Annotated in this window: 22 protein-coding genes and 1 rRNA gene; 18 read left to right on the top strand and 5 right to left on the bottom strand. The window is 69.5% G+C overall.

Annotated features, from left to right (window positions below; translation table 11 throughout):
* Nucleotides 1-214 precede the first annotated feature (214 nt).
* The 15 genes from otsA (at nucleotide 215) to BOSE127_RS06255 (ending at nucleotide 15890) form a co-directional block, all read left to right on the top strand.
* Nucleotides 215-1807, top strand: a complete 1593-nt coding sequence (gene otsA, locus BOSE127_RS06325; protein ID WP_017888838.1) for an alpha,alpha-trehalose-phosphate synthase (UDP-forming) — start codon at nucleotides 215-217, stop codon at nucleotides 1805-1807.
* Nucleotides 1800-2582, top strand: a complete 783-nt coding sequence (gene otsB, locus BOSE127_RS06320; RefSeq protein ID WP_159556624.1) for a trehalose-phosphatase — start codon at nucleotides 1800-1802, stop codon at nucleotides 2580-2582. Before otsA ends, otsB begins: the two co-directional genes overlap by 8 nt.
* Before the next feature lie 70 nt (nucleotides 2583-2652).
* On the top strand, nucleotides 2653-4347 hold the full coding sequence (gene ilvD / locus BOSE127_RS06315; RefSeq protein ID WP_017888840.1) for a dihydroxy-acid dehydratase: 1695 nt from the start codon (nucleotides 2653-2655) through the stop codon (nucleotides 4345-4347).
* A 45-nt stretch (nucleotides 4348-4392) separates the two neighbouring features.
* Entirely contained in the window at nucleotides 4393-6216 is a 1824-nt protein-coding gene (locus BOSE127_RS06310; protein WP_031260624.1) for an acetolactate synthase large subunit, read from the top strand.
* Nucleotides 6213-6713 carry an acetolactate synthase small subunit gene (gene ilvN / locus BOSE127_RS06305; RefSeq protein ID WP_017888842.1) on the top strand — a complete coding sequence of 167 codons (501 nt, stop codon included), beginning with the start codon at nucleotides 6213-6215 and terminating at the stop codon, nucleotides 6711-6713. Before BOSE127_RS06310 ends, ilvN begins: the two co-directional genes overlap by 4 nt.
* Before the next feature lie 70 nt (nucleotides 6714-6783).
* Nucleotides 6784-7809, top strand: coding sequence for a ketol-acid reductoisomerase (gene ilvC, locus BOSE127_RS06300; protein WP_017888843.1), 1026 nt, complete (start codon nucleotides 6784-6786; stop codon nucleotides 7807-7809).
* A gap of 209 nt (nucleotides 7810-8018) precedes the next feature.
* On the top strand, nucleotides 8019-9209 hold the full coding sequence (locus BOSE127_RS06295; RefSeq protein WP_042538765.1) for a mannitol-1-phosphate 5-dehydrogenase: 1191 nt from the start codon (nucleotides 8019-8021) through the stop codon (nucleotides 9207-9209).
* 73 nt (nucleotides 9210-9282) lie between these two features.
* Nucleotides 9283-9747: a hypothetical protein gene (locus BOSE127_RS06290; protein ID WP_042538764.1), complete on the top strand. Its 465-nt coding sequence runs from the start codon at nucleotides 9283-9285 to the stop codon at nucleotides 9745-9747.
* On the top strand, nucleotides 9744-10124 hold the full coding sequence (locus tag BOSE127_RS06285) for a hypothetical protein (protein WP_017888847.1): 381 nt from the start codon (nucleotides 9744-9746) through the stop codon (nucleotides 10122-10124). Before BOSE127_RS06290 ends, BOSE127_RS06285 begins: the two co-directional genes overlap by 4 nt.
* Nucleotides 10125-10341: 217 nt before the next feature.
* The gene (serA, locus tag BOSE127_RS06280) at nucleotides 10342-11931 is read left to right on the top strand and encodes a phosphoglycerate dehydrogenase (protein ID WP_071252124.1); all 1590 of its coding nucleotides are present in this window, start codon (nucleotides 10342-10344) and stop codon (nucleotides 11929-11931) included.
* Nucleotides 11932-11944: 13 nt separating this feature from the next.
* The gene (locus tag BOSE127_RS06275) at nucleotides 11945-13018 is read left to right on the top strand and encodes a 3-isopropylmalate dehydrogenase (RefSeq protein ID WP_031260625.1); all 1074 of its coding nucleotides are present in this window, start codon (nucleotides 11945-11947) and stop codon (nucleotides 13016-13018) included.
* A gap of 15 nt (nucleotides 13019-13033) precedes the next feature.
* Nucleotides 13034-14143, top strand: a complete 1110-nt coding sequence (locus BOSE127_RS06270; RefSeq protein ID WP_071252121.1) for a branched-chain amino acid aminotransferase — start codon at nucleotides 13034-13036, stop codon at nucleotides 14141-14143.
* A 30-nt stretch (nucleotides 14144-14173) separates the two neighbouring features.
* Nucleotides 14174-14944 (top strand): fumarylacetoacetate hydrolase family protein, encoded by a 771-nt coding sequence (locus BOSE127_RS06265; RefSeq protein WP_017888851.1) that lies wholly within the window; start codon nucleotides 14174-14176, stop codon nucleotides 14942-14944.
* 438 nt (nucleotides 14945-15382) lie between these two features.
* Nucleotides 15383-15494 (top strand): 5S ribosomal RNA (gene rrf / locus BOSE127_RS06260).
* Nucleotides 15495-15749: 255 nt separating this feature from the next.
* Complete coding sequence (locus tag BOSE127_RS06255) at nucleotides 15750-15890, top strand: hypothetical protein (RefSeq protein WP_159556622.1); 141 nt, start codon at nucleotides 15750-15752, stop codon at nucleotides 15888-15890.
* A 75-nt stretch (nucleotides 15891-15965) separates the two neighbouring features.
* Here BOSE127_RS06255 and BOSE127_RS06250 read toward each other — a convergent pair whose 3' ends face one another.
* From BOSE127_RS06250 to BOSE127_RS06235, 4 genes are read right to left on the bottom strand one after another with little or no spacing between them, the layout of a single operon-like run.
* Complete coding sequence (locus BOSE127_RS06250) at nucleotides 15966-16598, bottom strand: response regulator transcription factor (protein WP_159556620.1); 633 nt, start codon at nucleotides 16596-16598, stop codon at nucleotides 15966-15968.
* On the bottom strand, nucleotides 16595-17797 hold the full coding sequence (locus BOSE127_RS06245; protein WP_159556618.1) for a sensor histidine kinase: 1203 nt from the start codon (nucleotides 17795-17797) through the stop codon (nucleotides 16595-16597). Before BOSE127_RS06245 ends, BOSE127_RS06250 begins: the two co-directional genes overlap by 4 nt.
* Before the next feature lie 29 nt (nucleotides 17798-17826).
* Nucleotides 17827-18624 carry an ABC transporter permease gene (locus BOSE127_RS06240; RefSeq protein ID WP_159556616.1) on the bottom strand — a complete coding sequence of 266 codons (798 nt, stop codon included), beginning with the start codon at nucleotides 18622-18624 and terminating at the stop codon, nucleotides 17827-17829.
* Entirely contained in the window at nucleotides 18621-19460 is an 840-nt protein-coding gene (locus BOSE127_RS06235) for an ABC transporter ATP-binding protein (RefSeq protein WP_236559516.1), read from the bottom strand. Before BOSE127_RS06235 ends, BOSE127_RS06240 begins: the two co-directional genes overlap by 4 nt.
* Before the next feature lie 199 nt (nucleotides 19461-19659).
* Between BOSE127_RS06235 and BOSE127_RS06230 the strand changes: the two genes are divergently transcribed.
* From BOSE127_RS06230 to BOSE127_RS06220, 3 genes are all read left to right on the top strand, one after another.
* Nucleotides 19660-20187: a hypothetical protein gene (locus tag BOSE127_RS06230; RefSeq protein ID WP_159556612.1), complete on the top strand. Its 528-nt coding sequence runs from the start codon at nucleotides 19660-19662 to the stop codon at nucleotides 20185-20187.
* 61 nt (nucleotides 20188-20248) lie between these two features.
* Nucleotides 20249-20665 carry a hypothetical protein gene (locus BOSE127_RS06225; RefSeq protein ID WP_159556610.1) on the top strand — a complete coding sequence of 139 codons (417 nt, stop codon included), beginning with the start codon at nucleotides 20249-20251 and terminating at the stop codon, nucleotides 20663-20665.
* A gap of 36 nt (nucleotides 20666-20701) precedes the next feature.
* Nucleotides 20702-21181, top strand: a complete 480-nt coding sequence (locus BOSE127_RS06220; protein WP_159556608.1) for a hypothetical protein — start codon at nucleotides 20702-20704, stop codon at nucleotides 21179-21181.
* Between the two features lie 76 nt (nucleotides 21182-21257).
* Here the strand turns inward: BOSE127_RS06220 and BOSE127_RS06215 are convergent, their stop codons facing one another.
* Nucleotides 21258-21830, bottom strand: a complete 573-nt coding sequence (locus BOSE127_RS06215; RefSeq protein ID WP_159556606.1) for a hypothetical protein — start codon at nucleotides 21828-21830, stop codon at nucleotides 21258-21260.
* Between the last annotated feature and the right edge of the window lie 51 nt (nucleotides 21831-21881).

The following is a 21881-nucleotide window of genomic DNA, read 5'->3' as shown; positions in this document are numbered from 1 at the left end:
AGGCCGGCGCCGCACTCCAGCACCCGTGTCCCCCCGACACGTGCCTGCAGCGTAGCGGAACCGCCGATCGCCCGTGAATGTGCTGTCCCCACGCTGGTAACTTCGGCAGCGCACCCGGCGCAGCACGCCGGACCCGGCACACCACGCCGGCCGACGCACCGACGCACCCGACGCACCCGGCTCCGGCCGGGCGGAACGGAGATCACACCACCCCATGCCTGCAGACCGCACCGAACAGACCCGCTACTCGTTCGTCGTCGCCTCCAACCGTCTCCCGGTGGACCGCGTCGTCGACCAGGACGGCAACGAGGGCTGGCGGCACTCGCCCGGTGGCCTCGTCACCGCCCTCGAACCCGTGATGCGCGCGAACGACGGAGCCTGGGTCGGCTGGGTGGGGCAGGCCGAGGTCGAGGTGGCACCGTTCGACAACGAGGGCATCCACATCGTGCCCGTGCCGCTCTCCGACGATGACGTCGAGGAGTACTACGAGGGCTTCAGCAACGACACGCTCTGGCCGCTGTACCACGACGTCATCGAGCACCCGAGCTACCACCGCGACTGGTGGAACGCGTACAAGCGGGTCAACGAGCGCTTCGCCGAGCAGATCGCCGAGATCGTCGAGCAGGACGGCATCGTCTGGGTGCAGGACTACCAGCTGCAGCTCGTGCCGGCCCTGCTCCGGGCGAAGCGTCCCGATCTGACGATCGGCTTCTTCAACCACATCCCGTTCCCGCCGGTCGGCATCTACGCACAGCTGCCGTGGCGTGCGCAGATCCTCGACGGGCTGCTCGGCGCCGACGTCATCGGCTTCCAGCGTCACGACGACGCCAGCGACTTCCTGCGCGCGGTGCGGCACATCAAGGGCTACACGACCAAGGGCACCACGATCGACGTCCCCGTCGACGACCCGGCCGCCCCGCGCAGCCGCAAGGGCATCACGGTCCGTCACGTCGAGGCACGGCACTTCCCGATCTCGATCGACGCCGAGAGCTTCGAGGCGATCGCCCGCAAGCCCGAGGTGCAGGAGCGTGCGCGGGAGATCCGCGCGAGCCTCGGCAACCCCAAGACGGTGCTGCTCGGCGTCGACCGGCTCGACTACACCAAGGGCATCCGGCACCGCATCAAGGCCTTCGGTGAGCTGGTGGAGGACGGCCGCATCGCGGTCGAGGACGCCACCCTCATCCAGGTCGCGAGCCCGAGCCGCGAGCGTGTCGACTCGTACGCGGCGCTCCGCGACGAGATCGAGCTGAGCGTCGGCCGCATCAACGGCGACCTCGGTGTCATCGGCCACCAGCCGATCTCGTACCTGCACCACGGCTACCCGCGCGAGGAGATGGTGGCGCTGTACCTGGCCGCCGACATCATGCTCGTCACGGCGCTGCGGGACGGCATGAACCTCGTCGCGAAGGAGTACGTCGCCGCCCGGTTCGACAACGACGGCGTGCTGATCCTGTCCGAGTTCGCCGGGGCAGCCGACGAACTCAAGCAGGCCGTGATCGTCAACCCGCACGACATCGGTGCGCTCAAGGACTCGATCGAACGTGCGATCCAGATGCCGCGTCGCGAGCGGTCGACGCGCATGCGTGCGCTCCGCAAGCGGGTCCGCGACAACGACGTTGCGCGCTGGTCGCGCTCGTTCCTCGAGGCGCTCGACCGCCACGCGCCGCGGAACGCCCAGATCGACCCGTCCGCCGCCGACCCGCGCGAGCAGCACCGTGAGGCGCAGACCGACAACATGTCGATCTTCGACCAGGACGCCCAGTCCGCCAGGGCTGCCGAGGACACCCGGGAGGCACGTGATGACTGAGACCACCACCGACCAGTCCGCCATCGACGCGGCCCTCGGGACGCTCGCGGCTGCGCCGCGACTCATCGTCGCCCTCGACTTCGACGGCACGCTGGCCCCCTTCGCCGACGACCCGTCGCAGGTCGGGGCGCTGCCCGGCTCGTGGGCGGCGGTGCTGACCCTGCACCGCGCGAAGGACACCGAGGTGGTGCTGGTGTCCGGGCGTCCCCTCGGCAGCCTCGCCGAGGTGACCCTCGCGCCCGAGGACATGGCGCTCGTCGGCTCGCACGGCGTCGAGTGGCGCGTGGACGGCCACGACGAGGCCGCGCTGACGGACGACGAGGTCGATCGTGTCGCACGGATCGGTGCGGCGCTCGACGAGGTCGGGGCACGGTTCCCGGGCGTCGTCATCGAGCACAAGCCCGCCGGGCACGGGGTGCACACCCGACGTGTCTCCGCCGAGGTCGCAGCCGAGGCGGACGCGGCGGCGAGCCGTGCTGCGCACGGGGCCGACCCCGAGGTGCTCGAGCGCGGTGGCAAGGACATCGTCGAGTTCGCGGTGCGGCACGTCACGAAGGGTGACGCCATCGCCCGGCTCCGCGACCTGCACGGCGCCGACGCGGTGTTCTTCGCCGGCGACGACGTCACCGACGAGGACGCCTTCCGCGTGCTCGGCGACGGCGACGTCGGGGTGAAGGTCGGACCGGGCGAGACCCGGGCCGGGTACCGCATCGCCGACCCGGCGGCACTGACCGGGGTCCTGAAGCAGCTGGCGAGGCTGCGCGCCACCCGCTGATAACGGCCCCCGAGCATGAGAAAGCACGGGGGTGGACGGCTGGTATCCCAAACCGTCCTAGACTCATCCCATGCCTGATATCGACGTCAAGCCGCGCAGCCGGGTCGTCACCGACGGGATCGAAGCAACCACCTCGCGTGGCATGCTGCGGGCCGTCGGTATGGGAGACGAGGACTGGAGCAAGCCGCAGATCGGCATCGCGTCCTCGTGGAACGAGATCACGCCCTGCAACCTGTCGCTCGACCGTCTCGCACAGGGTGCGAAGGAGGGCGTGCACTCCGGTGGCGGATACCCGCTGCAGTTCGGCACCATCTCCGTCTCCGACGGCATCTCGATGGGCCACGAGGGCATGCACTTCTCCCTCGTCTCGCGTGAGGTCATCGCGGACAGCGTCGAGACCGTCGTCAACGCCGAGCGCCTCGACGGCACGGTCCTGCTCGCGGGCTGCGACAAGTCACTGCCCGGCATGCTGATGGCCGCCGCACGCCTCGACCTGGCGAGCGTCTTCCTGTACGCGGGTTCGGTCATGCCGGGCTACGTGAAGCAGGCCGACGGCACGATGAAGGAAGTCACGATCATCGACTCCTTCGAGGGCGTCGGCGCGTGCAAGGCCGGCACCATGAGCGAGGAAGAGCTCAAGAAGATCGAGTGCGCCATCGTCCCCGGCGAGGGCGCCTGCGGTGGCATGTACACCGCGAACACGATGGCCTCGGTCGCCGAGGCCCTCGGCATGTCGCTGCCGGGTTCGGCTGCTCCGCCGAGCGCGGACCGTCGCCGTGACTACTACGCGCACCGCTCCGGCGAGGCCGTGGTGAACATGCTCGAGCACGGCATCACCGCACGCCAGATCCTCACGAAGGAAGCCTTCGAGAACGCGATCGCCGTCGCGATGGCCCTCGGCGGTTCCACCAACGTCATCCTGCACCTGCTCGCGATCGCCTACGAGGCCGAGGTCGAGCTGTCGCTGGACGACTTCAACCGCATCGGCTCGAAGGTCCCGCACCTGGCCGACATGAAGCCCTTCGGCAAGTACGTCATGGTCGACGTCGACCGCAACGGCGGCATCCCCGTGATCATGAAGGCGCTGCTCGACGCGGGCCTGCTGCACGGCGACTGCATGACCGTGACGGGCAAGACCGTCGCCGAGAACCTCGCCGAGATCGACCCGCCGGCACTCGACGGCGAGGTCTTCCGCACCCTCGACAACCCGATCCACGAAACCGGTGGCCTGACCGTCCTGCAGGGTTCGTTCGCACCCGAGGGCGCCGTGGTGAAGACCGCGGGCTTCGACGCCTCGGTCTTCGAGGGCCCGGCTCGTGTGTTCGACCGTGAGCGCGCCGCGATGGACGCCCTGACCGAGGGAGGCATCCAGAAGGGCGACGTCGTCGTCATCCGCTACGAGGGCCCCAAGGGCGGCCCAGGCATGCGCGAGATGCTCGCCATCACGGCGGCCATCAAGGGCGCCGGCCTCGGCAAGGATGTACTACTCTTGACCGACGGTCGATTCTCAGGCGGCACAACCGGCCTCTGCATCGGCCACATCGCACCGGAAGCAGTGGACGCAGGTCCAGTCGCTTTCGTTCGTGATGGCGACCGCATCCGTGTCGACATCGCGGCTCGTTCGCTCGACCTACTGGTCGACCCGGCCGAGCTGGAGGCCCGCCGTGACGGCTGGGCCCCGCTGCCCCCGCGCTACACCCGCGGAGTCCTCGCGAAGTACGCCAAGCTCGTCAAGTCCGCTGCCCAGGGCGCGGTCACGGGCTAGCGTCCGACACCCGCACCACCGCCACCACTCAGGCAAGGACCACTCATGCCCACGGAAGCAACTCCGTTGTCCGCGGCCGCCGGTGCACGCCGGTCGCCGGAGATCCTGACCGGCTCGGGAGCCGTCCTCCGGACGCTCGAGCACCTCGGGATCACCGACGTCTTCGGCCTGCCCGGCGGAGCCATCATCCCGTTCTACGACGAGCTGATGGCGTCCACCACGATCCGGCACATCCTCGTCCGTCACGAGCAGGGCGCCGGCCACGCCGCCGAGGGCTACGCCTCGTCGTCCGGCAAGGTCGGCGTCGCCATCGCCACGTCGGGTCCGGGCGCGACGAACCTCGTCACCGCCATCGCCGACGCCTACATGGACTCGGTGCCGTTCATCGCGATCACCGGCCAGGTGTTCTCGACGCTGATGGGCACCGACGCCTTCCAGGAAGCGGACATCGTCGGCATCACGATGCCGATCACGAAGCACTCGTTCCTGGTGACCGACCCGGCCGACGTGCCGGCGACCCTCGCCGCGGCGCACCTCATCGCGACGACCGGTCGCCCCGGCCCGGTGCTGGTGGACATCACCAAGGACGCGCAGCAGAAGTCCGCGCCCTACGTGTGGCCGCCCAAGCTCGACCTGCCCGGCTACCGCCCGGTCACCAAGGCGCACGGCAAGCAGATCACCGCGGCCGCCCAGCTGCTGTCCGAGGCGCAGCGTCCGGTGCTCTACGTCGGCGGCGGCGTCATCCGCTCCGGTGCGACCGCCGAACTCCTCCGCTTCGCCGAGGCGACCGGTGCGCCGGTCGTCACGACGCTGATGGCGCGCGGCGCGTTCCCGGACTCGCACCCGCAGCACCTCGGCATGCCCGGCATGCACGGCACGGTGCCGGCGGTGCTCGGCCTGCAGGACAGCGACCTGATCGTCGCCCTCGGTGCCCGCTTCGACGACCGTGTCACCGGCAAGGCCGACGAGTTCGCGCCGGACGCCAAGGTCGTGCACGTCGACATCGACCCCGCCGAGATCTCGAAGATCCGCTTCGCCGACGTCCCGATCGTCGGCGATGCCCGCGAGGTCCTGGTCGACCTGCTCGACGCCTGGGGTGGCATCGCGGTCGAGGACCGCGCCTCGACGGAGGAGTGGTGGGCGAAGCTCCACCAGCTCAAGACCGACTTCCCGCTCGGGTACGCCGAGCCGACCGACGGGCTGCTCGCCCCGCAGGGCATCATCAAGCGCATCGGGGAGCTCTCCGGCCCCGAGGCCGTGTACGCCTCCGGTGTCGGGCAGCACCAGATGTGGTCCGCGCAGTTCATCAAGTACGAGCGGCCCAACGCCTGGCTCAACTCCGGCGGTGCCGGCACCATGGGCTACTCGGTCCCCGCGGCGATGGGAGCGAAGGTCGCCCAGCCCGACCGCGTGGTCTGGGCGATCGACGGCGACGGCTGCTTCCAGATGACGAACCAGGAACTCGCGACCTGCGTCATCAACGACATCCCGATCAAGGTCGCGATCATCAACAACTCGTCGCTCGGCATGGTCCGGCAGTGGCAGACGCTGTTCTACGACGGCCGGCACTCGTTCACCGACCTCGAGACGGGGCACGCCTCGCGCCGTGTGCCGGACTTCGTGAAGCTGGCCGACGCGTACGGTGCCCTCGGCATCCGCGTCGAGAAGGCCGACGAGGTCGACGCCGCGATCGAGCTCGCCCTCGCCACCAACGACCGTCCGGTGGTCATCGACTTCGTCGTGAGCCGTGACTCCATGGTCTGGCCGATGGTCCCGCAGGGCGTCAGCAACTCGTCCATCGAGTACGCCCAGGCACTCGCGCCCACCTGGGACGACGAAGACGCCGACATGACGGGAGAAACCGCATGAGCCACGTCCTCTCCCTCCTCGTCGAGGACAAGCCCGGTCTGCTGACCCGTGTCGCCGGACTGTTCGCCCGACGCGGGTTCAACATCGAGTCGCTCGCCGTCGGCAACACCGAGGTGGACGGCCTCAGCCGGATCACGGTCGTCGTCGACGTCGAGGACCTGCCGCTGGAACAGGTGACGAAGCAGCTCAACAAGCTGGTGAACGTCATCAAGATCGTCGAACTGGACTTCTCGCAGTCGGTCCAGCGCGAGCACATGCTCGTGAAGGTGCGCGTCGACAACCAGACGCGTTCGGCGGTGCTCGAAGCAGTGAACCTGTTCCGTGCCCAGGTCGTCGACGTGGCGACCGACTCCCTGATCGTCGAGGTGACCGGCGACCCCGGCAAGATCCAGGCGATCCTCCGCGTGCTCGAGCCCTACGGCGTCAAGGAGCTCGCCCGTGCGGGTCTCCTCGGCATGGGCCGCGGACCGAAGAGCATCACCGATCGGGTGCGCTGAGCGCCCGTCACACCCTTCCCGGGCGCCGACGGTGCCCGGCACTCCCACAGAACCAAGGAGACACACCCTCGTGACTGACATCGTGTACGACGCTGACGCCGACCTGACGCTCATCCAGGGCAAGAAGGTCGCGGTCATCGGCTACGGCTCGCAGGGCCACGCCCACGCACTCAACCTCCGTGACTCGGGCGTCGAGGTGAAGATCGGCCTCAAGGAGGGCTCGAAGAGCCGGCAGAAGGCCGAAGAGGCGGGCTTCGAGGTCCACACGCCGGCCGACGCCACGGCCTGGGCCGACGTCGTCGTCATCCTCGCGCCGGACCAGGTCCAGCGCATCGTCTACGCCGAGGACATCCGCCCGAACCTCAAGCCGGGCGCGACGCTCGTCTTCGGCCACGGCTTCAACATCCGCTTCGGCTACATCGAGGCCCCCGAAGGCGTCGACGTGTCGCTCGTCGCGCCGAAGGGCCCCGGCCACACCGTCCGCCGCGAGTACGAGGCCGGCCGTGGCGTCCCCGTCATCGTCGCCGTCGAGGTCGACGCGTCCGGTTCCGCCTGGGACCTCGCGTGGTCGTACTCCAAGGCCATCGGCGGGCTCCGCTCCGGCGGCATCAAGACGACCTTCACCGAGGAGACCGAGACCGACCTGTTCGGTGAGCAGGCCGTCCTCTGCGGTGGTACCTCGCAGCTCATCCAGTACGGCTTCGAGACCCTGGTCGAGGCGGGCTACCAGCCGCAGATCGCCTACTTCGAGGTCCTGCACGAGCTCAAGCTCATCGTCGACCTCATCTGGGAGGGCGGCCTCACCAAGCAGCGCTGGTCGATCTCCGACACCGCCGAGTTCGGTGACTACGTCTCCGGCCCCCGCGTGATCTCGCCGGACGTCAAGGAGAACATGAAGGCGGTGCTCGCGGACATCCAGAACGGTGCCTTCGCGAAGCGCTTCATCGACGACCAGGACGCCGGCGCCCCCGAGTTCAAGGCACTCCGCGCCAAGGGCGAGGGGCACCCCATCGAGGCCACCGGCCGTGAGCTCCGCGCGCTCTTCGCGTGGAAGCAGAACGACGGTGACTACGTCGACGGCTCGGCCGCGCGGTAGTCTTCCGAGAACACTCGACGACGAGGCGGCGGTGCACCCTGCACCGCCGCCTCGCGATGTGACCCGAACGTTATGCAGCAGCTCTTCTCCAGCCCCCACGCCGCGGACCGGCATGCCTCCGCGCTCCCCGCGGCCGATTCCCGACACTCGTCGGCCGTGCTGCGCTCCGGCGGTCAGGACCGCCCCGACCAGCATGGGATGATCGTCGGATGGCGGTGACGAAGCGAGCGGTCCACATCGGCGCCGGCAAGATCGGGCGCGGGTTCGTGGGCCAGTTCCTCGTGGCGAGCGGCTACGAGCTCACCTTCGTCGACGTCGACGAACGCGTGGTCTCGGCCCTCAACGAAGCCGGACGCTTCGTGGTGCACGAGGTCGGCGAGATGCCGGTCGAGCACCTCGTCTACGGGTTCCGTGCCCTGAACAGCAAGACCGACCGCGAGCGCGTGGTCCGGGCCATCGCCGAGGCCGACGTCGTGACCACCGCAGTGGGGGCCCGCACGCTCCCGCTCGTCGCGCCGCTCATCGCCGAAGGGCTCGCGGCACGACCGCTCGAGCACGGCGACGTCACGATCGTCGCGTGCGAGAACGCGTTCAACGCGACCGACTCCCTGCACGCCAGCATCCGCCGCGCTCCGATCCTCGAAGACCGCGACATCGCCGCCGTCTTCGCGAACTGCGCCATCGACCGCATCGTGCCCGACCAGTCCGGCGTCCTCGGCCAGTCGGGTGGCCTCGACGTCGTGCTCGAACCGTTCTACGAGTGGGTCATCGAGCGCACCCCGTTCCTGGGTTCCGACGCCGAACCGCCGACGATCGAGGGCGTCACCTGGGTCGACGACCTGCAGCCGTTCGTCGAGCGCAAGCTCTACACGGTGAACACCGCCCACGCCACGGCCGCCTACCACGGGTACGTGCGGGGCATCCGGCTCATCCGTGAAGCCCTGGAGGACGACGCCGTCCGCGCCGAGGTCGACGGCGTGCTCGCCGAGACCACCGCGCTGCTCATCGCGAAGCACGGCTTCGACCCCGAGGACCACGCGCGCTACGTCGCCGCGAACCTGTCCCGCATCGCGAACCCGCACCTGCCGGACTCCACGGCGCGAGTCGGACGCAATCCGCTCCGCAAGCTCGGCCGTCGTGAACGCTTCGTCGGCCCGGCATCGCAGCTCGCCGAGCGCGGCCTGCCCGTCGACCACCTGCTCGGGGCCGTCCGTGCGGCACTCGCCTTCGACGACGAGAACGACCCGGAGTCGATCGAGCTGCACGCGCTCCTGCGTTCCGGGGCGACCGCGCACGCGCTGACCGAGATCCTCACGGGCCTGATGGAGAGCCACCCGCTCTTCCCGGCAGTCCGTGACGTGGTCGCCGGGGTGCTCGCGACGCAGCCTGCCGACGTCTGACCGCCGCCGCCGCCGCGCCACTCGCCGACACCCGCTGGTCCGCCCGACGTCGCGTCCCTCGTAGAATCGGGGCATGACCACGGCAGCATCCCCACCAGACGGGTCGATCGACCCGGACGTGCCGAACGCCGTCGACACCGACGACGCCGCCCTCAGCTGGGGTGACGCCGACGACGCCACGCACGTCGACGCGGCGCACAACCCGGTGGCGGTCCGCGACCGCGGAGCGCGCGACCCCGAGGCCCCCGAGACCTCCGGTGCACTCGTCGGGTTCGGCATCTTCGGTGGCCTCTACCTGCTCTACACGGTGGCCTGGCTCCTCACCGCGTCGACCGCGTACGTCTCCGGCGTCGACACGGTCCTGACGCTCTTCGTCGAGGTGCTCCGCTTCCTCGCGATCCTCGCGCCGGCACTCTGGTTCACGGTGGTGCTCTGGGCGGCGCGCAGCAGCCGCACGCGGACCCGCCTGCTCTGGATGCTCCTCGGTGCCGTCGTGCTCTTCCCCTGGCCGTTCCTCCTGACCCGGAGCTTCGGGTGACCGGGGCCGTCCCGACGACCCGTCGGGCCACCGCTCCCGTCGTCGCGAAGCTCGTGGTCTGGGTCGTGTTCGCGGCGCTGTTCGCGTACATGACGGTGCAGGCCGTCGGCAACCTCACGCAGATCAACCAGCGGGTGGACGCCTTCAACGCGTTCCTCCAGACGACCTCCGGTGGCGACTCGCTGCAGACCAGCACCCCGTGGCTGTGGCTCGTGCTCGACATCCTCATCGCGCCGGTCGCGTTCGTCGCGGCGATCGTCATCACCCGGCGTTCGAGCCTGCCCGTCACGATCGCGGTGTTCGTGGTCGCCTTCGCGGGCGCCGGCGCCCTCTGGCTCGACCTCCAGCTGTTCGTCCCGACGCTGCTGGACTTCTGACGCGACCCGCCGACGGCCAGGAGGCACGGTGCGGCACCGCCCCGCGCCTCTCCCCACCGGCACGGCCGGACCGCCGCTGGCGCGGCGCTCCGGAACCGGCGGCGTGGGCCCTGGCCGTCGTGTGGTTCTCCACAGGACCGCTCCCGCGGTCGTCACCACCGGCCCGCGTCGATAGCATGGTGGGATACCAACCGTCTCGAGTGAGGAAACAGCTGCTGTGTCGAAGCCGGTCGTCCTGATCGCCGAAGAACTCTCGCCCGCAACGGTCGACGCCCTCGGGCCCGACTTCGAGATCCGGAACGTGGACGGCACCGACCGTCCGGCGCTCCTGGCGGCGCTGTCCGACGCGCACGCCGTCCTCGTGCGGTCCGCCACCAAGATCGACGCCGAGGCGATCGCCGCGGCACCGAGCCTCAAGGTCGTCGCCCGTGCCGGCGTCGGCCTCGACAACGTCGACATCAAGGCGGCGACGACCGCCGGCGTGATGGTCGTGAACGCGCCGACCTCGAACATCATCTCGGCGGCGGAGCTCACGGTCGGACACATCCTGTCGCTTGCGCGGCACATCCCGGCCGCTCACGCCTCGCTGGCCGCCGGTGCGTGGAAGCGCTCGTCGTACACCGGTGTCGAGCTCTACGAGAAGACCGTCGGCATCATCGGCCTCGGCCGCATCGGCGCGCTCATCACCCAGCGGCTGCAGGCCTTCGGCGTGACGGTCATCGCGTACGACCCCTACGTCACCACGGCACGTGCGCAGCAGCTCGGGGTCGAGCTCGTCTCCCTCGACGACCTGCTGCGTCGGGCGGACTTCACCACGATCCACATGCCGCGGACGCCGGAGACGCTGGGCATGATCTCGGACGCCCAGTTCGCGCTCATGAAGCCGACCGCGTTCGTCGTGAACGTGGCCCGCGGCGGCCTGATCGACGAGGACGCCCTGCACCGGGCCCTCACGTCGAACACCATCGCCGGTGCCGGTCTCGACGTCTTCGTCGCCGAGCCCCCGAAGGACTCGCCGCTCCTGGCGCTGCCGAACGTCGTCGTGACGCCGCACCTCGGCGCCTCCACCGACGAAGCGCAAGAAAAGGCGGGCGTCTCGGTCGCCAAGTCGGTCCGTCTCGCCCTCGGCGGCGAGCTCGTCCCCGACGCCGTGAACGTCGCCGGCGGGGTCATCGACCCGTACGTGCGCCCCGGCATCCCGCTCGTCGAGAAGCTCGGCCAGGTCTTCACCGCGCTCGCGACCTCGCCGGTCACCAGCATCGACGTCGAGGTGCACGGCGAGCTGGCCGAGTACGACGTCAGCGTGCTGAAGCTCGCGGCACTCAAGGGTGTCTTCACCGACGTCGTGAGCGACCAGGTCTCCTACGTCAACGCCCCGCTCATCGCGGAGCAGCGCGGGGTCACCGTCCGCCTGATCACCGAGACCGACAGCCCCGAGTACCGCAACGTGCTCACCATCCGCGGCGCGCAGTCGGACGGCCCGGCGATCAGCGTGTCCGGCACGCTCACCGGCCCGAAGCAGGTCGAGAAGCTCGTCGAGATCAACGGGCACGACGTCGAGGTGCCGCTCGACCGGCACCACGTCGTGATGGAGTACACCGACCGACCGGGCATCGTCGCGGTCTACGGCAAGGAGTTCGGCCAGGCCGGCATCAACATCGCCGCGATGCAGATCTCGCGCGAAGCCGCGGGCGGCCAGGCGCTGAGCGTGCTGACGGTCGACTCACCCGTCCCTGCCGAGATCCTCGAGCACGTCCGCTCGGCGATCGACGCGTCCTCGCTCCGCGAGATCGACATCACGCTCTAGGGGAGTGGCGGACATGAGCACTGCGCAGACGATCCGACTCGCGGTCATCCGTGGCGACGGCATCGGCCCCGAGGTCGTCGCCGAGGCCCTGAAGGTCCTGCACGCGGTCCTGCCGGACGACCTCGTGGTGCAGGAGACCCCGTTCTCCCTCGGTGCCGCACGGTACCTGGAGACCGGGGACATCCTGACCGACGACGACATGGCGGCCATCGCGCAGCACGACGCGATCCTGCTCGGTGCGGTCGGCGGCGACCCGCGTGACCCGCGGCTCGCCGGCGGCATCATCGAGCGGGGGCTCCTCCTCAAGCTCCGCTTCGCGTTCGACCACTACGTGAACCTGCGCCCGACGACGGTGCACCCGGCCGTCCCGACGCCGCTCGCCGACCCCGGCGAGGTCGACTTCGTGGTCGTGCGCGAAGGCACCGAAGGGCCGTACGTCGGCAACGGCGGTGCGATCCGGACCGGTACCCCGCACGAGATCGCGACCGAGGTCTCGTTGAACACCGCCTTCGGTGTCGAGCGGGTCGTGCGGTACGCCTTCGCGTTGGCGGACCGACGCCCGCGTCGGCACCTGACCCTCGTCCACAAGAGCAACGTCCTGGTGCACGCCGGAGCCCTCTGGCAGCGCACCGTCGCGGCTGTCGGCGCCGAGTACCCGGACGTCACCGTCGACTACCAGCACGTGGACGCGGTCACCATCCACATGGTCCGTGACCCCGCACGGTTCGACGTCATCGTCACCGACAACCTGTTCGGCGACATCATCACCGACCTGGCCGGCGCGATCAGCGGCGGCATCGGTCTGGCGGCCTCGGGCAACATCAACCCGGACGGCACCTTCCCCAGCATGTTCGAGCCGGTCCACGGTTCCGCACCGGACATCGCAGGCCAGCAGCAGGCCGACCCCACTGCCGCGATCCGCTCCGTCGCCCTGTTGCTCGACCACCTCGGTCGCGGTGACCTGGCGGCGGCGGTGACGGCTGCGGTGGAGTCCGACCTCGCAGACCGGGGCACCACGCCGCGTCGCACGGCCGAGATCGGCGACGCGATCGCCGCCGCGGTCACGGCACGCACCACCACCGCCTGAGAAGGAGTCCTCCCCATGAGCACCGACACCGCCTTCGGACTCGAGTTCGCCAGCACCCCGTCCGCCGACCGCCGCGCAGCCGCGGAGCGAGAGCAGATCCTCGCCGACCCGGGCTTCGGCAAGCACTTCACCGACCACATGGCCACGGTCGAGTGGACACTGGACGACGGCTGGCACAGCGCGTCGATCCACCCGTACGGCCCGCTGTCCCTCGACCCGAGCGCGAGTGTCCTGCACTACGCCCAGGAGATCTTCGAGGGGCTCAAGGCATACCGGCACGCAGACGGCTCGGTCTGGTCGTTCCGGCCGGACGCCAACGCGAAGCGCTTCCAGCGGTCCGCCCGACGCCTGGCGCTCCCGGAGCTCCCGGTCGAGGCGTTCGTCGAGTCGATCCGGCAGCTCGTGCAGACCGACGTCGACTGGGTACCCTCGGCGCCCGAGACGAGCCTGTACCTGCGGCCGTTCATGATCGCGACGGAGTCGTTCCTCGGGGTCCGCGCCGCCCAGGCCGTGGCGTACCACTGCATCGCGAGCCCGGCCGGGGCGTACTTCACCTCGGGCCCGAAGCCGGTGTCGATCTGGCTGTCGACGCAGTACGCCCGAGCCGGCAAGGGCGGGACCGGCGCCGCGAAGACCGGCGGCAACTACGCTTCGTCGCTGCTGCCCCAGCAAGAGGCCTACGAGCACGGCTGCCAGCAGGTCATGTTCCTCGACTCGGTGGAGGGCAAGTACCTCGAAGAACTCGGCGGCATGAACGTCGTCCTGGTCAAGTCCGACGGCACCCTCGTGACGCCCGACTCCGAGTCCATCCTCGAGGGGATCACGCGTGACTCGATCCTGCAGCTGGCCGAGGACCGCGGCCTGACGGTCGAGAAGCGCCGGGTGACGCTCGACGAGTGGCGTGACGGCGTCGCCGACGGCTCCATCACCGAGGCCTTCGCGTGCGGTACCGCCGCCGTGGTGACCCCGATCGCCGAACTCCGGGGCGAGGGCTTCACGATCGGTTCGCCGACCGTGGGGGCCGGGGAACTCACGATGTCGCTGCGCGACGAGCTCACCGACATCCAGTACGGCCGTCGTCCCGACCCGCACGGGTGGATGACCAAGCTGACCGACGCGTCCTGATCGACCGGCAGGCGTGGGTAGGGTCGAACGGTGAAGATCGCACGGTTCAGCAGCAAGGGTGAAGACCCCCGGTACGGAATCCTCGACGAGCGGCACCTGGTGGTGCTCGCCGGGGACCCGATGTACCAGGGGTTCGAGACCACGGGGGAGCGCGTCGCACTCGCCGACGCCAAGCTCCTCGCCCCCGTCATCCCGCGGTCGAAGGTGATCGGCGTCGGGCTCAACTACTCGGAGCACGCCTCCGAGATGGACGAACGTGCCGGTGACGACCCGGTGGTGTTCCTCAAGCCGAACACCTCGGTGATCGGTCCGGACGAACCCATCCGACTGCCGGCGGACATCGGCCGCGTCGACCACGAGGGCGAGCTCGCGATCGTGATCGGGTCGCTCGCCAAGAACGTCCGGCGCGAGGACTTCGCGAGCGTCATCCTCGGCTACACGATCGCCAACGACGTGACGGCCCGTGACCTGCAGGCGCGGGACGGGCAGTGGACCCGATCGAAGGGCTTCGACACGTTCTGCCCGCTCGGCCCGGTGATCGAGACCGAGATCGACCCGTCGGACATCCGCCTCGAGACGCGCGTCGACGGTGACCTGCGACAGGCGGCGTCGACGAACGAGATGGTGCACGACATCCCCTCGCTCGTCGAGTTCGTGTCCTCGATCTGGACCCTCCTGCCCGGCGACGTGATCCTGACCGGCACCCCGGCCGGCGTCGGCCAGATCCGCGACGGTGAGATCGTCGAGGTCACCATCTCCGGCATCGGCACGCTCAAGAACCCGGTCATCGCTCGGCACTGACAACGCTCTCGGACGGCCCGTTCCCCAGGTGGGGAGCGGGCCGTCCGTCGTTGTCGGGGGAGCCGTCGTCCCGGGCGGGATGACCGACACGCCCGGGATGTGGCCCGGCTTGGCGCTGCCGTTCACCTCTGCGTAAAGTAATCACTCGTTGCCGCTGAGGCGGAGAACGGAACGGCCGAGACGATCACCGGGTTGAACACCTGGAGATGCAGTCCGGACGGGGTCCCGCTCAGGCAACCAGCCCTCGGATCCATGACCTTCTGGTCGTGAGCCCGGGTGTTGTACAAGACGAATGCCTCTCTGGCGGAATCCTTTTGTGGGTCGAGCGGGGAGTGCGTCTGGTCCTTGAGAACTCAACAGCGTGCACATTGTCAATGCCAATTTATTGATTGACCTCGTGCCTGGTCGGCTTGCTGACTGGGTCATGAAGCAATTCCTTTTGGATTGAAGATTGTCAGCGCCCGGTCACATTCCGAACCCGGAAGCTAAGCCTCTCAGCGCCGATGGTACTGCAAGGGGGACCTTGTGGGAGAGTAGGACGCCGCCGGACTTAACGTAGTAACACCAGGGAACCCCTGACCATTCATGGTCAGGGGTTTTCTGCGTTCACGGGGTTGTTCTGAGCGATCTGACGGCGGTGGTCATGCCAGCGGTGCGCACCGGCACGCTGTGTGCGTCGTTGCGCCGTGGTCAGGTCCACTGCGCGGGACCCGGTCTCTTGTCTGCCCGGAGACGGTTCTGGTTCAGGATCGTCGGGAATCGCGAACCGGAACCGTCACACGCGCTGCAGGGAAAGATTCCCGTCGTGCACGGAGTCGTAGGGTCGGAGCGGGGGGACTGCGAAGAACCGGGGACGTCGAGCATGAGCGCACCGATCTGGCTGATCGCGATCGGCGGGGTGTCCGTCGTCCTCGGCGGACTGGTGTACGTCGGGCTCTGGCGATAGTGGATGCGCTGGAGTACGACGTCGATGCCCTTCGGGTGCGCTGCGGTGACCAGCGGCGCCTGACTGCGGAGTTGGTCAGGGGAGGAGCTGGAGCTCCATCGCGCGGATCACCGCGCGGGTGCGGTCGTTCACGCCGAGTTTCTCGAACACGTGGCCGAGGTGGGTCTTCACCGTGGCCTCACTGAGGAACAGTGCGCGCCCGATCGCCGGGTTGCTGTTGCCCTGGGCAACGAGGCGCAGGACGTCGAGCTCGCGCGGGGTCAGCGACGGGCCGGCAGCAGCGGGGAGGGATCCCGTTGCTCGGCGGACGAGCGCTGCGGCCGCCGATGGTGCCAGCGCGGTCTCGCCCCGTGCGGTCGCCCTGACGCCGGCGAGGATCTCGGATTCCGGGGCGGCCTTCAGCAGGTAGCCGGTGGCGCCGGCCTCGATGGCGGCGAGGATCTGGTCGTCGGACTCGTACGTCGTCAGGATCAGGACGCGGATGCCTGGGTCGGCGGCGAGGATCTCCGCCGTCACCGCATCGCCGTCGAGCAGGGGCATCCGGAGGTCCATGAGCACGACGTCGGGGCGTTCGGCCAGCGCCACCGTCACCGCGGCGCGGCCGTCGCTGGCCTGACCGACGACCGCGATGTCGTCGGCGTCCTGCAACAGCGCGACGATGCCCGACCGGACGATCGGGTGGTCGTCGGCGACCACGACACGGATCACCGGGTCACCTCTGCGAGGACGTGGCGTTCGACGGCCGGGAGGCTCGGCTCGGGTCCGGCGGGCAGGCTCGCGTCGACGACGGTGCCGCCGCCCGGTGTGCTCGTGATCGTGCAGGTACCGCCGGAGAGCGCCAGCCGCTCGTGGAGGCCCCGGAGCCCGTGCCCGGCAGTCGGCACGCCGGTGTCGAACCCGACGCCGTCGTCGACCACGCGGACGCCGACGTGTTCGGGCGCGTGCCGCAGGACGATGCGGACGGACCTGGCATCGGCGTGCGCGCGGATGTTCGCGAGGGACTCCTGGACGACCCGGAGCAGCACGACCTGGGCGTCACGGTCGAGCTGGCCGTCGGTCGCGTCGACGGCGACGGGCGTGCCGGTCTCACGGGTGTAGCGCTCGGCGAGCCGGTGCAGTGCCCCGGCGAGGCTGCCGCTCGTGGCACCGGCGACCCCGGCGGCGATGAGGGCGCGGGAGTCCTCGAGCGCCGCTCGTGCCGACTCCTCGAGGACCGCCAGCCGTTCGTCGAGCGCGGCTCCCCGGTCGTTCGCCAGGTCCTTGCGGGCGCGTTCGGTGAGCATGACGATGCCGGCGAGGTTCTGCGCGACGGTGTCGTGGATCTCGCGTGCCAGGCGCTCCCGTTCGCTCGCGACGCCCGCGCTGCGGTGGGCGTCGGCGAGGGACTGCTGGGTGGCGCGGAGTTCGTCGAGGAGCTGGCGGCGCTGCTCGGACAGGCCGGCGACGCTCGAGATCCACACGCCCATCGCGCAGGCACCGATGACGCTGATGCCCTCGATGAGCAGGGTGCTGACGAGGGCGTCCGGGCCGTCGGAGACCTGCAGGCCGATTCCGCTCGCGATGCCGACCGCGACCGAGAGCAGGACGCCGGTGCGGACCCGCTCGGACTGCACCCAGACGAGCGGGAACGCGATGCACTGCACGAACGCGGTGCTCGGCACGACGGCGGGCAACACCAGGGCCGCGACGAGGACCAGCGGGAGGAAGGCCGCGGCGGCGCGGGGGCTGTCGTAGCCGCGGTGGCCGAACACGACGTAGGCGACGACGAGCACCACGACCGCGGTGAACGCCGGCCAGCGGGTCGACCACGGGGACCAGCCGAACACGGTGATGACCGCGGTGAGGGCCATCGTGCCCGCGAAGAAGACGTGCAACCACCGGTTGCGCATCCACGTCTCGCCGCTCATGTGCCCAGCATCCCACCAGCGGGGCGCCATCAGGCGTCCTTGCGGTTCCAACGGAACGTCAACAGGCAGGCCACCGTGCCCAGGACCAGCCACGCTGCCAGCACGAGGGCTCCGAGGCCGAGGTGCCACGCGCCTCCCGGCTCACCCGACTCGAACGCACCGGGCAGGAAGACGGACCGCATGCCGGACGCCATCCAGCGCAGGGGGAAGACGGACGCGACGTCCTGCAACCAGGTGGGGAGCTGTGTGAAGGGCAGGTAGACACCGGAGATGAACTGCAGCACCAGGACGATCGGGACGATGGTGGCGGTGGCGCGGCGCCCCTCGCGGGGGAGCGCCGAGACGGCGATGCCGAGCACGCAGCTGGTGGCGATCCCGAGGACCATCACCCCGGCGAAGACACCCCACCGGCCCGCGTCGGTCGGCAGGTCGACGCCGAACACCACGCTCGCGATCGCCAGCAGCAGGGCCGTCTGCACGAGCGTGGTGACGAGGACCATGCCGATCTTGCCGACGAAGTACGACAGGACCGGCAAGGGCGTGCCGCCGAGGCGCTTCAGCGTGCCGTCGCTGCGCTCGCCGGCGATGTCGACGCCGAGGGACTGCGTGCCGGAGAGCAGGATGCCCGTCGCCACCAGGCCGGGCAGGTAGTAGGTGGCGTAGTCGGCGCTGACGCCGGGGCCGGCCTGAAGGTCGGCGGCGCCGGAGAACGCGACCGAGAACAGCGCCAACATGATGATCGGGAACAGGAACGTGAAGAAGACCGAGTCGGGAGCGCGGAAGTAGGTGCGGATCTCGTACGAGATGCGGCTGGTTGCTGTCTTCACTGCTGTCCCACCATGTCGAGGTAGACGTCCTCGAGGGACGGACGGATGACTTCGAGGTCGTGCATGGGGGCGCTGCTGCTGCGGACGAGCGCCGTCGGGTCGGTGGTGCGCTCGTCGTGGTGTTCGCCGTCGTCGTCACGCCAGCGGACCCGGGGCGTGCGGGCCTCGGCGCCGCCGATCTCGTCGATGGGTGCGAGGTCGAGGAGCTTCCCGTCGGCGATGACCGCGGCCCGGTCGGCGAGCTGGGCGGCTTCGTCGAGGTAGTGCGTGGTGAGCAGGATCGTCGTGCCCTCGTGCTGCACCTGCCGCAGGAGGTCCCAGAACTGCCGGCGGGCCTCGGGATCGAAGCCGGTGGTCGGTTCGTCGAGGAACAGGACCTCGGGGCGGCCGATGATGCCGAGGGCGACGTCGACGCGGCGGCGCTGGCCTCCGGACAGCCGGCTGATCCGGGTGTTGCGCTGCGTCTCGAGTCCCGTCACGGTGAGGAGCTCCTCGATGCTGCGGTGCTTCGGGTACAGCGTGGCGAAGTGGTTCAGCTGCTCGGCGACGGTGACGTTCGGGGACTCCGCGCTGGTCTGCAGGACGATGCCGATACGTGCGTTGTGGCTGCGGCTCGTCCGTGCGGGATCGTGGCCGAGGACGCGGACGTCGCCGGCGGTGCGGGAGCGGTACCCCTCGAGGATCTCGACCGTCGTGGACTTGCCGGCACCGTTCGGGCCGAGGAGCGCGAAGGTCTCGCCGCGTTCGATCGTGAAGGAGACGTCGTCCACGGCGCATTTACCGGTGGCGTACTGCTTGCCGAGGTGCAGGACCTCGATGGCGGGGGACTCGGGCATGGGTCCAGCTTCGTCGTCGGGTCGCCGTGGCGGATCGGCCGGTGCGGTGGTGTCGGCATCGTCCGATCGGGGGATGGTGCAGGCCGGGAGGCGCGGTGCGGGTCGGTCGTGCACAAAACGCTGCACGGGTCGTTGCGTCCGGCAACTCGTCTGATATGTTGCTGGCGGGGATGTGGTGCAGGCCGCGACGGGGGAGATGATGGGCGATCTGACAGTGTCGTGGAGCCCGCTCGACGCCCCTCCTCATGCTCCGATCCGCAAGCTGCTCGCCGTGCTGGTAGCCCTGCTGTCCGCCACGATCGTGCTCGTTGGATGCGCGGGCGGAGCGAAGAGCATGACCCCGGAAGAAACGCAGAAAGATGCCCTGGCGCTGCTCGACCACACCACGACGTCCACTGACCTCGATTGGTCGTCGCCCGGGGACCCAGTCAGCAAGAAGTGTTCCGAGGGTGTTCGGTACCAGTACATGGTGCATGCCCCGGTCACCTCGAAGCAGACCGAACTCGCTGACTCCCTGGCCGAGTTCTGGCGCTCCAAGGGACTCCAGGTCGAACGGAGCCAGCAGGAGTTCGGGGCGAAGTACGGGACCGTGTACGCGGCCACGGCGAAGGCTGACGGCAAGGCGGGCGCAGCCTTCGAGATCACGAACGGGAACGCACTCCTCTACGTCAACTCCCGGTGCGTTGCTGGCTCTCCGGACGATGAACAACAGCCGTGGCGAAGGTGACCCTGCCGTGATGGCGAAGCGACGCATCGGGCTCGTCGTGTTGACGGCGAGTCTGCTGACCGTGGGCATCACGGCCTGTGCAGGAGGGAGCCAATCGATGCACACCCCCGAGGACGCGAAGGCCGAAGCCTTGCAACTGCTCCGCAAGACCGAGAAGGCCGTGGACGTGTCGTGGCCCGACACCCCGGAACCGACCGCCGAGCAGTGCGATGACGGCGTCCGCTTCGCCTACTTCCTCCCGGTGTCGGTCGACAACGACGCGAAGGCAACCGCGAAGTCACTCCGGCAGTTCTGGGAGTCGGAAGGCCTTCGAGTATCGCCGTCCGAGACGGATTTCGGTGCGAGGGGCACGCTCTACTCGGCGACTGCCGACCGGGCTGGTGCGGCAGGAGCGGCGTACCCGATCAGTTCGACGTCGGTCGCAGTGCAAGTGACGTCACCGTGTGCAACGGGGTCGGTGCACGATTACGACGAGTGACGGCGTCGAGGCGGGGCGGCTCCGATGACGAGGTGAGTGGACAAGCCGATGACCGCTGCCGCTCTGGCCAGCACGATCATCCTCGCGCTGTCGGGGTGCGGGATGGCAGGGCCGGGCAAGACCATGACCATCGACGAAGCGCGCTCGCAGGCCGTGACCGAACTCCGGTCGGTCCTGGAACTCGCTCCCGACACATGGCCACAGGAAGTCCCGAGGCCGGTCGCGAACGACTGTGAGGTCGACGGGCAGAAGGCGGTGCAGTTCAGCTACTACGTCGAGGTGGACAGGCCGGACGACCCGCAGGTGCTCATCGAACAGGCCGGTGAACACTGGAGAGAGCAAGGGTACGAGCTCGCAACGACGCAGACCGAGATGGATGCAGCGACGGGCGACGTGTCGGCCGTGGTCGCGCGCGCCGACGGCAAGCCTGGTGCGTCGATCGCAGCCACGAAGATCCGCGCGCACGTCAATGTGGACTCGCGCTGCGTGCTCGGGGACCCGGACGACTACCGGTGACGGCCCTGATGACGAATGAGTTCTGACGGTTCTGGTTCGCGATCGTCGGGGATCGCGAACCGGAACCGTCACGACTTCAGTACTGCGGCCGGATCCAGTCCGTCGGTTCCACGAAGCGGGCGCGGGGCCGGACCTCGTCCGGCTCGGCGGTCCGCACGTTCGTGATGATCGTGGCCTCGCCGTACTCGTACGAACGGCGGGCGATGCCGTCGCGCTCGTCGATCACCAGCGTCGAGCGGAACGCCGGGTCCTCGCCGTGCTCGAAGGTCACCAGGATCGAGTGCTGGCCGATGTGCTGGATCAGTATCGGGTGGACGTCGTCCGTGGCTCGGCCCCACCGGAGCATCAGATCGGGGACGGCCATCCGGACGACGGGAGACGAGATCATGCTCCGTGCGAACGACACCTCGATCGGTCCGTCGTCGGGCTCGTGCAGCACGCCGTGGCGGTAGGAGACCGGCTTGGCTCGCTGGCGGACGAGCGTCCAGGTCCGCGCGGCCTCGTCGATGTCGACGCGGAACTGCCAGTACTTCTGCCGGGACTCCTGGTGGATGCCCTCGAGGACGTACCGGGCGGGTCTGCGGAGGGTGGCGAGCTCCTCGGCGATCGCGGGACCGTTGGACCGGCTGAGGAGTTCGTCGAAACGCACGGTGCCAGCATGGCGCACCACGTGCCGTGGACCGCACCCCTGACGCTGTCC

It is taken from the genome of Curtobacterium sp. 8I-2, assembly GCF_902506155.1.
Classification (GTDB): domain Bacteria; phylum Actinomycetota; class Actinomycetes; order Actinomycetales; family Microbacteriaceae; genus Curtobacterium; species Curtobacterium poinsettiae.
Note: the sequence above shows the minus strand (reverse complement) of the source record. Positions and strands in the feature narration are given on the sequence as shown.